The sequence below is a fragment of the Acetatifactor sp. genome, assembly GCF_982438285.1.
Genome location: NZ_CEWDFQ010000037.1, coordinates 1 through 14,936, shown reverse-complemented (window position 1 = coordinate 14,936; position 14,936 = coordinate 1). Strand labels below are relative to the sequence as shown.

The 14,936-nt window shown below is 50.8% G+C and carries 9 protein-coding genes; all 9 read right to left on the bottom strand.

The window, feature by feature from the left end:
• Positions 1–143: 143 nt before the first annotated feature.
• The 9 genes from AC1WIP_RS03310 to AC1WIP_RS03270 all read right to left on the bottom strand — a co-directional run bounded on the left by AC1WIP_RS03310 (position 144) and on the right by AC1WIP_RS03270 (position 14,867).
• Positions 144–770: an HD-GYP domain-containing protein gene (locus tag AC1WIP_RS03310; protein WP_481140471.1), complete on the bottom strand. Its 627-nt coding sequence runs from the start codon at positions 768–770 to the stop codon at positions 144–146.
• Between the two features lie 240 nt (positions 771–1,010).
• Positions 1,011–6,905 (bottom strand): rhamnogalacturonan lyase family protein, encoded by a 5,895-nt coding sequence (locus tag AC1WIP_RS03305; protein WP_481140470.1) that lies wholly within the window; start codon positions 6,903–6,905, stop codon positions 1,011–1,013.
• 263 nt (positions 6,906–7,168) lie between these two features.
• Positions 7,169–8,512, bottom strand: coding sequence for a glycoside hydrolase family 30 protein (locus AC1WIP_RS03300; RefSeq protein WP_481140469.1), 1,344 nt, complete (start codon positions 8,510–8,512; stop codon positions 7,169–7,171).
• A 67-nt stretch (positions 8,513–8,579) separates the two neighbouring features.
• Positions 8,580–9,422 (bottom strand): carbohydrate ABC transporter permease, encoded by an 843-nt coding sequence (locus AC1WIP_RS03295; protein ID WP_481140468.1) that lies wholly within the window; start codon positions 9,420–9,422, stop codon positions 8,580–8,582.
• An 11-nt stretch (positions 9,423–9,433) separates the two neighbouring features.
• Positions 9,434–10,315 carry a carbohydrate ABC transporter permease gene (locus tag AC1WIP_RS03290; protein ID WP_481140467.1) on the bottom strand — a complete coding sequence of 294 codons (882 nt, stop codon included), beginning with the start codon at positions 10,313–10,315 and terminating at the stop codon, positions 9,434–9,436.
• A 38-nt stretch (positions 10,316–10,353) separates the two neighbouring features.
• Positions 10,354–11,718 (bottom strand): ABC transporter substrate-binding protein, encoded by a 1,365-nt coding sequence (locus AC1WIP_RS03285; protein WP_481140466.1) that lies wholly within the window; start codon positions 11,716–11,718, stop codon positions 10,354–10,356.
• A 49-nt stretch (positions 11,719–11,767) separates the two neighbouring features.
• On the bottom strand, positions 11,768–12,520 hold the full coding sequence (locus tag AC1WIP_RS03280) for a 6-phosphogluconolactonase (RefSeq protein WP_481140465.1): 753 nt from the start codon (positions 12,518–12,520) through the stop codon (positions 11,768–11,770).
• Positions 12,521–12,536: 16 nt separating this feature from the next.
• On the bottom strand, positions 12,537–13,913 hold the full coding sequence (locus AC1WIP_RS03275; RefSeq protein ID WP_481140464.1) for a family 4 glycosyl hydrolase: 1,377 nt from the start codon (positions 13,911–13,913) through the stop codon (positions 12,537–12,539).
• Positions 13,914–13,967: 54 nt separating this feature from the next.
• Complete coding sequence (locus tag AC1WIP_RS03270; protein ID WP_481140463.1) at positions 13,968–14,867, bottom strand: ROK family protein; 900 nt, start codon at positions 14,865–14,867, stop codon at positions 13,968–13,970.
• Positions 14,868–14,936 lie beyond the last annotated feature (69 nt).

Here is a 14,936-nt window from a genome sequence, read left to right as displayed (position 1 = left end):
CCTCCGCATCTTTCTCGAAGATATGCAAATGGTTGTTGAAGCATTTTGCTGTTTTAATTTATATTCTATCAATTAAAATAGTTGCGTTCCATCAACTTCACGCAACTTTTGGTTGCATTTGCCTCATAATTTGCTGCATATCTTCAAATCAGCTCCTCCATCTCTTTCCTTACCTTTTCAAACACCCTTAAAAGTTTCGGAGAAAAAACCCCGCATTCTCCCGCCATAATCATCATAAAAGCCTGATCCGGTTCAACAGCCTCCTTGTAAGTGCGCTTCGACAGCAATGCGTCATAGACATCCGCAAGAGCTACCGTCTGTGCTCCGATGCTGATCTCCTCTCCCTTAAGTCCATCCGGATAGCCTCCACCGTCATACCTTTCGTGATGATGCCTTGCAATATCGCAGCAGACATCATGAATCCCCTCGTCATCCAGGTACATCAGGTTGCGTATCATCTCATCGCCCTGTATCGTGTGCAGCTTTACGATCTCCCATTCCTGACCCGAAAGCTTCCCGGGCTTTTGTAAAATTTCCTCAGGCACAGCAAGCTTACCGATATCATGTATGGCAGAAGCATGCACAATTGCTTCCAGCGCCGAAACAGTCAGACCATATTCCGGACACATCTGCATAATCCCCCTTCCCAGACATTCGGTAAATTTCCGAATCCTGTCCGCATGATGATCCGGTTCCGGAATACAGAATTCCACCACATTACTAACAGTATCAATGGTATTCTCATCCGCTTTCCTTTTTCTGCGCTTCACCTGTCTCACCTCTTTTCCAAGACAGCGCCTCATGGCATAGGCTTTTGCTGCTTTTTCAACAGCTTTTATGATAATTGTATTGTAACAGAGCATAAGGTTGCATACTATCAACTATTCAGCAACTTTCGAGTGCATTTTTAGATATTTTAGGATGGTATTTCGAGTTGACTGTTTTTTTAGCTGTAAAACGCAACTTACATAAAAATAGGAGGACGGTTTCCCGTCCTCCCGTACGCTTGCCTAATTGCCGTCCCCCGCTGTCTGGGTCTGTACTTCCACAGGAGCAGACATATGGGCGGTTCTTTCACCCGTTCCTCCTGTTTCCTTGGGATAACTCACCACTGCCGCAACCTTGTAATAATAGGCCGTACCCGATTCTACAGTGCTGTCCCTGTAAATATATTTCAGTTCAGCGCCACCGTCGGAAGCGCTTCCGTAAACAGGCGTAAGCTTTGTGATCACAAGCGCGTTTAAAATGGCCAGCTGACCGCTGTTTTGGGCAGTTACCACAATATTGCCCGCCTCTTCCAAAGTAACCTGAGCCGTCTTTACCATATCCGCAATCAACGGGCTCTGGCTTACGGTTCCCAGATTCTGTCCGTTCACGGTAATGCTGTTTCCATTATAGGCGCTGTTGCTGTATCCCGCACCGGCATAGACTTCCACCTGATAGGTGCCCGCAGGCAGATACACCTCAAATGTCAGCTCATCGGAGGCTCTGCACAAATCGGAGCATGCGGTTTCCAAAGCAGTTGCGGCCTCTCCGGCAGGTGTAATCCCTACGCCCACCCGGTTATAGTTAATCTCACCTTCGCTGGTAAAGCCATAGCCTGCAGATGCGCTGTAGGCGCCGTTGGTGACGGTAGTAAAGCCGGAGGCTGTGGTTTTGTTTCCAAAATCAAACTGTCTTACAACATCACCTTCCTCCCAGCCGATAATCTCCTGGGCATCTTCATCCTCGGCCACATCCAGCTCCTCCGTATCCACCGCATCAAGCAGCGTATACTCGCCGTTTCCCTTGGCCCTGTAAATCTCATAGCCGGTGATCTCATGGCCGTACAAATCTCCGTCGCTTCCCGGTGTGAAGGCCAACTCCACATAGCCGTTTCCTGTCTCCACATCCCCAAGCTTTGGCGTTACCAGGCCCTGGGATAACAGATAGCTTACATTGGCAGGCTGATTGTAGCCTACGTTCTGCCATGCCACGCCCTCCCTGTAGGCAAGGTTTTCCAAAAGGCAGGGCACTACATAATCTGTCTGGATGGTGGTCATATAAATTCTTACTTTATTCTTATCTGCAGCGGTTCTGGTAATGATCTCCTCACGCCAGTCGCCCAGAATATCCGCAACCAGACCCATATTGCCCTTGGTTCCGTTGTTGGACAAAATTTCCGTGGAGGACAGCAGTGTCTCCTGCTCTCCCTCTTCATAATTCCACTTGGAAAGCACTGTTCCCGTGGGTGTATAGGACGTTTCGTCAAAGGTGTGATCCTGAATCTCACTGAGCAAATCCCCATCCCAGAAAAGCGTGAAGTTCGACGCGGGAGTGGAATCCGACAAGGTGATCAGACTGCTTAAGGACGACCAGGTGGAATACACCTCCCCCTCGGTGGAATTCCATGCAGGCTCATAGCTGCCGTCAAAGTCAGCGCCTACAATAGACCACCACTCAGCCCCTTCCCAGGTGGGATCGATGTCTGCGGCCACCCCTCGTCCGGTGTCCTGTCCGGTGTGATAGCCCATGAGAATTTCGCCCGTCTCTGCATCACGAATCTCCACCTGATACTGGGCGTCACTGTGCTCATGCACGCTCATAATCTCCAGTCCGTCGTTCCAGGATACCCAGTCCGACACGTGCATGGCATCGCCATGTCCAAGACTGGTGGTATACTTTAAGGAACCGTCATGGTCGATGACCAGGGCCCCATAGATGATCTCATCCTTACCGTCCTTGTCAACATCGTTTACGCTAAGTCCATGGTTGCCCTGAGCCTCGTACTCCGTCCCCTCAGGGGGAAGCCCCAGAGCGTCCGTGTCAAAGGCCCAATAGGTGTCGATGGTATCCCCGATTCCGTCCTCATCGGTATCCTTCAGATAATAGGCCGTAAGGCAGGTTCTGGTGTAGTAGCCTCTGCAGAACACGGCAAAGGGCGTTTCTCCGTTTAAGTATGCGGTTGCGGACAAAAAGCGGTCCACCCGGTTGCCGTATGCGTCGCCCCATGCGCTCACAGTGCCTCTTCCCGGAAGATAGTCCACCGCGTCGATGAGACTGCCGTCATGGTCAAAAATGGCAAAATACTCCGGTCCCTCCAGTATGTAGCCTCCCGAATTGCGGTAGTCGTTTGCGCTGCTGATGGTATTTACAGGCAGTTCCTGGCTGCTGCAGGCTCCCACATAGTCCTCCTGTGTCAGCCCGGCGGCTGTTCCGTCGCTGCTTACATAAGAAGTGGTTCCATCCGCTGCCTTCAGGGCGATTTCCGCCTTGCCGTCGCCGTCATAGTCCCACACCTGGAATTGTGTGTAATGAGCGCCGGAGCGGATATTCACGCCCATATCGATACGCCATAAAAGACTTACGGCTCCGGTATTAAAATTCACATCGTAGGCGTCGATATAGGTCTTTCCAGTATATCCTCCCTTGGAATTATCCTGGGCGTTGCTTGGATACCATTTTACCAGAAGCTCCAGCTTACCGTCCCCATCCAGGTCTCCCACGGACATATCGTTTGCAGAATAGCTGCAGGTGCTGCCGTCAGGCATGGTATCATCCGCAGGACAGTACAGGGTAAGCTCCAGATATTTATTCTGCCATACAGAAACAGCCTCACAGGTCAACCCCAGCGCGCTGTCGCTGCTTCCCTCCACACGATAGGTATCGGAAGCGCTGCCCCCTTCATCCACCAGGTTTGTCACCTTGATGTTCTGGGCAATCAAAGTATTTCCCCTGTACACATTAAAGGTTGTGGTCAGATCATGATTGCTGTCAAAGTCAGCCTCATAGCTTCTCCAGCTTACATAGACGCCGCTTGTAAGCTCGTTGCCCTGGGAATCCGTTGCGGATACATAGGTTTCCGCCCCGTCTGCGCCTCCCAGATAGACGGCCGTCACCCCTCTGTCAGAATAGCTCTCTAAGCCTCCTGCAATCAGCGTTCCGGTAACCGGGGTCACGCATACCTCCGACAGCTGTCCCAGACCGGTTCTGGTAAGGGCTGCTACCTTATAATAATAGTGCATATGGGTGGTCACCGTTTCATCCGTATAGGTCACAGCAGCGCTCTCTCCCACCTTCACAAACTCCCGGAAGCCCTTTTCATCCTCCGCCTTATCAGAACGATAAATAATATATTTCACTGCACCCTCTACCGCATCCCACTGTAAGGAAACAAATCTTTGCAGCTGTGTAGTATTTTCCGTAGGAGAGGTGCACACCAGGTTTGCAGGCGCCGCAGCCTTCGGCCCTTCCTCCACCAAGGCCACAGTGATGGTCTCGCTGGGTGCGGACTCCGTTCCGTCGGCAGTCACTGCCGTCACATAGTATTCATAGGTCTCCCCCAGGGAGCCTGTCATGGCACGATAATTCAAGTCATTTATGCTTTCCGCAGGAATGGTCTTTACAATGTCAAAGTCCGTATCTGTGCTGTTCTTGCAGTAGACATTGTAGGAAACCGCTTCCGCAATTCCATTAAAGCCTATGAGAAAGCTTACCGTTGCATTGGCCTCATTGGTGCTTAATTCCGTAGCCGCCAGACCTGTGGGAGCCAGCAAAATTCCCGTGACGGTCATGCCGTTAATGTAAGCGTTGGTTCCTCCCACCGTGAGATTCAGCTGTCCGTCCGTCACACGCACGGTGTTGGTGCAGCTTCCCAGGGCAAGCTTTGTTGAAATGCTCCCCAGGGCATATCCCTCTGCAGTGTAGGCAGGTTTGATGGTGCTTGTGCCCGGCAGAAGGTCCCCCGCATACACAGTGACCTCATAGTCGCCATTGGGCAGATCCACTGCAAATTCTCCCGCTCCCAGGCAGAAATCATCTGCCATGTCGGAAGAATCCTCATTGCCGTTATCTGCGCGGTAACGGCCATTGCCAGGAGCCGTAATCCAGCCGTACCCGGCAGAGGCGCTGTACATCTGATTCTGGGTTACCCCCGTCCAGCCTTCCATGGTAGGAGAATTGCCATAGTTGAAATCAAAGCGGTAGCCCGCCTCCTTGGTGGTCACCTCCACCTTGTCCGAAAGCTCTCCCAATCCTTTTTCATTGAAGCCGCGCACCGCATATACATAGGTTTCCCCCGCCTCGCAGCTGTTGTCCGTATACTTGTTGGAGGAGGAAACGGAATACTTGGCCGCGTTTGCAAAGCTTACATCTGCCGCCGTCTCATTTTCCCCCAACTGTTGTCTGTAAATATAATACAGCTCTGCGTCCGAAGCCCCATCCCACATCATGGTTACGCTGGTTGCGCCCACGGACGTAATCTCCAGATTGTCCACATCCCCGGGAACATTTTCCGGAATACTGATTACCACCCTGCTCTTTAAATCCGAAAGAGCCGTGTCCGTGCTCTCTTGAATCCCCTTCGCCACACACTGGGCAAACTTATATGCACCATAATACTGCAGATGGGTGGAATCCGAAGCGCCTCCCGCATAAGCCCCGTCCGGATATTCCCCGGCAGCCACCCACAAAAACAGGGATTTCGCTCCTTCAATGCCAAAGCTGTTGCACAGGGCAATGGAGCGCTGGGTCAGATCAATCAGGGGAATCCCCTGCTGAGAGGCCATCGTCAGCATCACCTGGCGGTATGCCTCAAAATCGCTGTGAAAGCTTGTGAGATTGCCGCTGCTGTCCGTGCTGTAGCTGTATCTGGCCACAGGCGTCACAAGCACCGGCGTTGCACCTCTCTGCAGTGCACCGTCTATGTAATACGCAAGCCAGTCCGCAAAATCCGATGAGGCTACATAACGGTTGGGCCTGCTGTAGGTGGCGTCATTGTGGCCCCACTGCACAAAGAGGTAGTCTCCCGGCTTAATGTCCTCCAAAAGGTCATCCAGCTTTCCCTCCTCCACAAAGGACTTCGAGGAACGTCCCCCAATGGCTCTGTTCTCCACAATCACATTCTGGGCCTCATAGACCTGGGCCTGACTGTAATCACAGTCCGTGCATTCCCGCTCCGTTACCTCTCCGCCAAAAAATAACGCCAGCGTCTCGCCCCAGCCGGTCTGAGGCTCATAATCCTCCTCATAGGTCTGCACCGTGGAATCCGACGCCAGATAAATAGTCGGCTTTGCGCCCGCCTGCTGGGTGGCAAGTCTGGTGACCTTTACCTTGGATACATATACCGTCTTTGTCTGGGCATCCGCCACATCCGCCGCGCTGCTCTCCGCCAGGAATTTCAAATCCAGCACACCGTCGATGAGCACTGCTGTAAAGGTAAGGGTTTTACTCTCTCCCGCCGGAATTTCCGTGCTGCTTACCTTTGTGATATCCTCCGCCTCAATATACGCATTGTATGCCGCAGCGGTTGGATTGGTCAACACCACCTCCACGCTGTAGTCCGCATTTGCCAGCTCCATGCCAAAGGCCGAGGTATTCTCATAGGTATACACCCCATAGCCCGTGCTTTCCGTTTCCGTCCAGACCTTGCTTGAGACAGCCAGACAGCCCTCTGCGTTCGTCACATAGGAAGCGCCCGCCTCCTGTTTACTCAGTTCCCGGGGATAATATACATTGTTTACCCAGCCCTGGGCCGCATTGTTGTACTCCACGTCAAGAAAGCCCAGGTTTGCCGTCTCTCCCGTGGAAGCGTCGATCACCCATTGCCCATAGGTATTGCTTTTTGTAACATCTGTGCCGAAATCAAAGGAATAAATCACTTCATCCTCAGTAAAATCCGTATAATCCTGCTCCACTGCACTGAGGGTCATAATGCCATTATTCCCCGATACCGTATCTCCTCCCGAGACATTGCCCCCGCTGACAGACTGCTGCCACTGCTCCAGACTCATCAGTCCGCCAGCCCTTGTGGTCAGTCCGTCAGACAAAAAGAGGCTTCCCGAAAGCAAAGAGGCGCTCACTGCAAACGCCACGCCTCTTTTCAGGGAAGCCCGTCTCCATTTCCATCCTTTCTTTCTGTACCTCATTCTAAATTCCACCTTTCTTAAGCATTGTGCTCTCTACAGCCATATGCCGTACACAACATTTACCGAAGCCCTTGTGCGGCATCCCCAAACTGCACAAAAGTTTCTCATATTTTTAATCATATCACCGCCATTTTTCTTATTCTACGCATTCAAAAATAAAAACTATGCAAAAATCACCAAAATTTAAAATATTTTTTTGTACTGCTATACATTATGTCGGAATCCACGGCATGTCAGCGTCCATATCAGCGTCCCATTCCCTTTTACTCTATTAAGACGGTGGACAGAGAATGGGCCGGTGCCTCCAGCGTCTTCCACCAGCCATCCATGCGAACAATCACCGGCAAATCATAATCTCTTCTGTTTAACAGCATAAGCGCCGTGGAGCCATCCGGCCGTCCAAACGCAATATGCTCCAAATCCTCACTGTATCCAGTGGAGGCTGTCCGCACACTGCCGGCCGGAAGGAATCGGCTGAATTGCCCGATATAGTAGTAGCTTAAGCGAACGTCCAATTTTCCAGTTTTGGTATTCATCCGAATGGGTGCGTCGCAAAAATTCCCCACATGGTTTGGTCCGCCCTCTTCATCCAGCAGCAGATTCCAGTCCAAAAAGGCCCGGGTTCCGTTTCGTAGATCTCCAATGATCTCATGGGCATAGCGTTCTGCAGCGGTGCTCTGGCTGGGGCAGGTCAAGTCCACACAGCACTCCGTCATCATCAGGCTCTTATCCGGCCAATTTTTCCTGATCAGATCCAGCGCCTCAAAATGGTCGCCGCTGTACCAGTGGAATGCCGTTCCCCAGATATATTTAGAGGCCTCTTTGTCTGCAAATATTTCTTTTACATGTTCAAAAGCGCGCTCCTTGTTGTGATCCCACACCAAAACCTTTACATCATGAAACTCGGATTTTTCCAGGGCTGGGCCCAGATAATCCCGCACAAATTCCCCCTCCTCTTTGGCAGAATAAAGACAGGAATCCCAGGTCTGCACAGCATATGGCTCATTTTGCACAGAAAGGTAACCGATCGGCACCCCCTCCTTTTGGTACAGCCGCAGAAACCGGATATAATACTCCGCCCACAAAGCTCTGTACTCAGGCAGCAAGGCGCCCCCGTGGTTCATTTCCCCGTTGTCCTTCATCCAGGCCGGAGGACTCCAGGGAGACATAAGAAAGGTAATGTCCCCACAGCGCTGGCAGTATTTGATAAAGGGCAGTATATACTGCTTGTCCCGCTCAATGGAAAATCCCTCCAGCTGCGGACTTTCCTCCTGACAGCAGGCATAATTTCCCAGCGAGAAATCACAGCTGTTCATATGGATTCTGCCAAAGGAGTATCCGATTCCCAGCTCCTTGTCAAAATACAGCCTTGCAAGGCGCTGCTTTTCTTCCCCGGTCAGTTTAGAAAAGCAGTATCCCGCAGACTCCGTAAACGCTCCCCCAAATCCCAGAAAGCTTTCGTAGGACTGTTCAGGATAAATATTTATCACCTGGTTCTCCACATATTCCAAAGGGTCCATGCTCTCTTTTTCCATCTGACCCGAGAATACCTGATCCAGCCGGCTTTTTCCTTCGAGCTCCGTTCTAAAAACCTGTATTTTCTTCATAAAACCTCCATTCCTGCGCCGCCTTTTTCATGCAGTCCGGGCAAAGCGGCACACACTAAGCTCATCGCTACCCTTTCACTGCGCCTGCAGTCAGTCCGTTGATCACCTGCTTCTGCATCAGACTGTACACCAGTATGGTAGGTGTCACTACCATGATGACCGCCGCGAACATGGCAGGATAATCTGCGGAAAACTGCGCCATAAAATAATTCAGAGAAAGGGGCAGCGTACGGCTTTCATCGCTTGAGGTCAAAAGCATGGAAAAGTAAAATTCATTCCACACCCACATAAATTGAAACGTTCCAGCAGCCGCAAAGGCAGGTCTTGCCATGGGAACAATAATCCATGCAAAAATCCGCGCAAAGCCTGCCCCGTCAATAGCCGCCGACTCACTTAACTCCCGGGGAATGCCGGCAAAATAGCTGCGCATGATTAAAAAGGTCACCGGCAGTCCAAAGGCCACATTGACCAGAATCAATGCCGCCAGCGTATCATACAGCCCCATTGCCCTGATGGTGCGAAATACCGGATAGGACAGGGAAATACTGGGAACCAGCAGACAGGAGGAAAACAGCATCACCACAAAGGACTGGCCTCTAAAAGAATACCTGGCCGCCACATAAGCCGACATCCCTACGATCAGCAGGGTCAGCACCGTGCTGACAGCAGCCACAATAATACTGTTTCGATAAAAGAGCGCAATAGGCGTGGCCTCCAGGGCTCTCACATAGGCTGTAGGCTCCCAGGCCTCCGGCATGGACAAAGGGTCACTCATAATTTGATACTGTGTTTTGAAGGAGGACAAAAGCACCCACAAAAAGGGAAACACGGAAATGACGATGATAAAAGCCATAAAAAGATAAAGAAGCCCCCTGCCTCCTATGCGGGTCAGTTTTCTTTTCCTGTTCAAGATATCTCCTCCTATTCCTTGTCGATCTTCACAGCCCTGTTGATAATCCAGATTAACACAAGGCCGAACAAAATCTGCAGCGTGCCGATGGCGTTGGCCAGACCGTAATTGTTGTTTAGATTGGCAGTCTTGTAATAGTATAGTCCAAGATTCAAAGTTGCATTGTTAGGGCCGCCGCCTGTGGTCACATAAATATTGTCAAAATTGGTGACCATTGCCGATGCCGCCAGTATAAGGGTGAGATTAAATACATTTTTCAGCATCGGCAGCACCACATAGAAGTCTACCTGCAGGTCACTGGCTCCGTCAATTTTGGCAGCCTCCTTTATGGAATCCGGAATCGCCGTCATCTCAGCCATTACCAGAATGGTGGTCATGGCCGCATAGGGCAGCCATGTTATGGTGACCGCCCAAAAAGCCGTTTCGTCATTGGCAAACCAATTCACCTGAAAGTCCTCAAAGCCAAGCTTTCGAATCAGTGAATTCACAATGCCGATTTGTGGATTAAACATATTCAGATACAATACGCCCATGGCTACCGAGGAAACCGCATTGGGAATCATATAAGCGGTCCGGGTAAATTTCCAGCCAAAGGGTCTGCGGGAAAGCACAAAGGCCGTCAGAAAGCCAAGCCCCACATGAACCGTACACTGCAGCAGAATCCATACCAGCGTGTTTTTGAAGGCCACTAACAGGTTGGAATCCGGGCTGAATAAATAGAGATAATTACTCAGCCCCGAAAATGTAAGGCTCACCTTGCTTGTCCACTGGCAAAAGGAGGTAACAAAAACCGTAGCCAGCGGATAAGCGTAAATCAATACATAAATGGCAAGCGAGGGGAGTAAAAACAATAGAATCCATAAATTTCTTCTGACTCGCGCCTTGTTTTTCATACCGATACCTCCCAGCCCCTTTTCGCGGGCGTTTTCTTTTACTGGTTCTCCTGCGCCTTCTTGGTCATGGCGGCGCAGAAATCCTCAGCTGTCATCTTGTCCTGGGCCAGCTGGGGCAGCAGATTTGCGCTCATCTCATCGCAGACATTTACATACCACAGGCTGGCATGATCCCCAAAGGTCCATTCCGCATCCGGAACCAATCCCACCAGCTCTGTAAGAATGGGATTCTCCGCACTCATTTCTTCTCCGATCTCCACCAAAGGGGAATCAGGAACCGTACCTCCGGCCATGGCGAAGCGCATCTGTACCTCGGCGCTGGTATACAGCTTAATCACCTTCATGGCCGCATCTGCATGCTCTTGATCCTTGGAGCCGCACATAACCCCGGTGGTAGGCGCGTCGTAGAGGCCATGCTCTGGGTACATGGCTACGCCCACCTTATCCTCAAATCCCTCGGGAGACACATTCCTGTCGTAGAAATCCTTGATGGTCCACGCTCCGTTCATAAAGATGGCAGTATCCCCCTGATAAAAATGGGAGGCGCCAGGGGCCCAGTTTCCGCCCACCGCATCAGCTGTGGTGTATTCCAAAAATGATTTCTGTATCCAATTCACCGCATCGATCATCTCTGGAAAATTGTAGTCTGTAGGCTGGTAGGTATTCATGAATTCATTGCCCGTTTCACTGCTTGTGCCCACAATCGCCCCCAAAAGCTGGCCTGTATACCAGGCTCCTTCAGCCGTGTCCAGCGAAAGGGGCTGATAACCTGCAGCCTTTATAGCCTCGCAGTTATCCCAGAATTCCTCCCAGGTTTCTGCAGGTTCAATTCCCACCTGTGCAAATATGTCTTTGTTGTAAAAATAACCCATGGTGTTGCGCTCCATTGGAATCGCATATATCTGTCCATCCCTGGTATTGAATTGTTTTCCTTCTTCGCTTACGCTCTCCGCCCACTCAGGATCGGCTTCAAAGTAGGGCGTGTAGCTTACCAGCTGTCCGGCCTCATATGCCAAGTCCAAAAGGTTAATGCCCGTGGGAAGAATAATGTCCGGAAGCTCTCCCGCAGAAATAAGCACCTTCATTTTGTCCACATAATTGTCTGTGCCGGGAATGGTCTCTACCTTGATTTCAATATTTTCATCCTTCAGCTCCTCCTGAATATCCTCAATCACCTCTTTGAATACCGTATCAATGGGATCTGTTCCACCGTAAAAGGTTGCAAAGGTAACTGTTATGGGTTCTCCGGAGGGCTCTTCGCTAAGAGCCTCTTCACCGGACGCCTCCTTGCCGATATCCCCGGACGGTGCCTGGGTCTCCTGGCCTGCACCGCAGCCGGAAAAGGCAGACAGGCAGCAGGCAGCAAGCAAAAGGGCCAGCTTTTTTCTTATTTTTCTTTTCATACTTTTCATCCTCCGTCAATTTGTTTTACTGCGCATTCGTCAACTTGTTTTACTCCGCATTTACAATGTGGCTGTCCTTTGTCTGTGCCTTCTGGTACAATTCCTTCTCCACAATGCAGACTGCGTTTGAATGTAGCTTTAAAATAGATACCGGATATTGCGGCGATACTTTATCCTCCAGAAAAAACGAAATCACCTCCTCCTTTCCCGGGCCCGACGCAATCAACAGTATCTGCTGTGTACGAAAAAACGTTCCGATTCCCAGAGTAAGTCCCCAGGCGGGCTTGACTTTTTCCCCAGCCAGCATAGAATGGGTTAAGGTTTTGGGGGTCAGCCGGACAGGATGTGCCAAAATCTGCCAGGAATCTCCCGGCTCATTCAGTCCTATATGGCCATTCTTTCCCACTCCAAGCAGCGCCAGATTAATTTTCCCCATTTTTTCCAGCATCCCTTCCACACGCCTGCATTCCTCTTCCAGATTCTGCGCCTCCCCCCGAAAGGCAATCCATTGAGACGGCGAAATCCCCAGAGGTTCAAACAGCTCCTTCTTCAGATAATATCCACAGCCGGCAGGATTTTCCTGGCCAATTCCGGCCCACTCATCTAACTGTATAAACGTAACTCCATCCAGCAAAAGCCCCTCCTCCTTCACCGCCTTTACAAAAAGCCGGTAAGCTCCCCGGGGGGACTCCCCTGTGGGCAGTACAATAACCGCACTTTGATCCTTTCTCACCGTATCCAGCAGACAATCGCATACCCTTCTGCTTAAAGCTTCATAATCTTCCTCTATCAAATTTTTCATTTCCAAATCCTCTTATCTACCAGTCAAGCTCCGGCAAAATATCCTTCTGCAGCTGAAACATTTCGTCAATCAGGGCCACCGCGTTACTGTAGCTGGATACAGTCGCGTCAAGCAAAAGCGCCTGAAGCAAAAGTCTTCTTGATTTCTGCGCATAGGCCTGGATCACCAGTCTGTGAATGGCCCCCTGGTGATTGATCATAGCCGTGATCGCCGTTGGAAGCTCCTTTACCGGCAGCGGATGAATTCCCTTCGCATCTATCATACAGGGCCCCTCCACACACATACCCTGCAAAATTCCAGGCATGGTTCCCTCATTGGGCATATTCAAGGACGGAATCTGCATATGCAGGTCAAACAAAATTGCTTCTATAATAGGAATGCCATATTCTCCGGAAACCTGATAACCTGTCTCCTTGGCAGAAAACCGTTCTGCATACTGTTCCTTTTTATCTTTATCCTTGTGGGAAAACTCAACTCCCGTAGGATTGTCGCAGAAATTATATACAAAGGCGGGCGTCCTTTTCGTTTCCCAAGGCTTTTCATTGGCCGGGTCAAAAAAGAATTGTATTTTGGAGCTTGCAAGGAATTCGTCGCTCCAGGCAATGTATTCGCCGACATGATTGGTTCCCGGATACGGGAACAATCCATAGGTCCGGTACATGATCCGGCACAATGCAACCTCATCCCACTTAGCCAGCCAACAGGCCTCCTGTTCCTTCTGGCGAAGCAGCGGATAAAGGTCCTCCCCGGTTGCTGCATTTTTCAGCTCTGTGTACCAGCCAAAATGGTTCAGCCCGTATCCCACCGCTTCTATCTGATCCTTTGGCATTTCAAGCAGTTTTGAGATCGTATCAAGCCCCATGGAAAATCCATGGCAGACACCCACTGCTTTTACCTTGGTCAGACTCTTCACCGCCTCTACCAGCTTTGCCTCCGGATTGGTATAATTGATCAGCCATGCACCCGGACACAGAACCTCCATTCTCTGTGCAATGTGCAGAATAGGAGGGAGGTTTCGCAAGGTGTGGAACATTCCTCCCGGTCCTCCATTTTCTCCGTAAACCTGGCGGAATCCATATTTACGGGGCACATGAAAGTCCTGAGACCAATAGTGATATCTGTCCACTTCTATGGCGGCAATCACAAAATCCGCATGCTCCAGCGCATGATCCAGCTCCAGGGTGGCATAAATATGCGCTTTCCGCCCCAATTCCCCACAGGCCTTTTGGGAAAACTGCTCGCTCACCTTAAGCGCCTCTTCATCAATGTCCATCAGCGCAATGGTCACATCCAGTTCAGCCAGTCTTTCGCTCAAAAGAATATCCGTCACCGTAGCCGGGCAGAAATTCACACTGCCAGCGCCAATCATAGAAATCTTTACCTCTTTTTTCATCCCGATACCTCCTCGTCCGCTTCGGCGGACTTCCTTCCCTATTTTATTGCAAATCTATTGCAGCCACGCAGCCCCAACCAGCGCGGAATTTGCATCCTTTTTGGACTGTACCACCTGAAGGGTGCCTACAAAATCCTCTTTTCCCTTTATAAAATCCAGGAATTCTTCCACAAAGAAATGATAAGAACACTCCATGAACCCGCCGCCCAGAATCACAACATCGGGCTTGAATATCACACACAGATTCCACAAGCCCCGGGAAAAATCCCCGGATATTTCCTTAAGTCCCTTCAGTGCGCCAGGATTCCCGCTTCTGCCGGCCGCCAGCAACTCTTCAAAATCCTGAAAGCCCATTTCTTTGGCCCGTTTATTCACCGCAGTTCCAGAGCACCTGCTTTCAAAGCACCCTGCCTGCCCGCAGTAACACCTATCCCCCATGGAGGTCACCACAATGTGTCCCATCTCGGGATGATAACCGTCTCCCGGACGGTAAAGCCTGCCCCGGTCCATAAAAGCCGCCCCGATGCCAGTCCCCACAGTCACCATCAGAACACGTTTGTCCTCCAGATGACGCAGCGCCACCTCTCCAAGCAGAGCGCCGTTTGCATCGTTTTCCAGAAGAACCGGCGCTCCCGTGGACTCAGAGAGCCGTTTCGACAACGGGAAGCCGTTCCAGCCCGGCAGTGTATATGGATTTTGTACCAGCCCTCTTTTTGTGTCCACAGGCCCTGCACACACCACGCCGATACGGCTCAGGCACCCGGCCGTTTTCTGATTCCCCCGGCTTTGCTGATTCAATAATTGTACAATGCGCACCACCGATTCTTCCGCGCCATTTTTTCCCAGCCTGGTAGGAAAGCTTTGGCTGCTGAGAATGTTTCCCTCCCAGTCGGCAATGCCCACCATTATCTTGGTTCCTCCGATATCCACCGCTCCGATTACCTTGTCAACCATACAATCACCCTTATTGATTAACTAACTTTGTTATTTAATTGTAATATATCCCAGGGTGCAGCCTTTGTC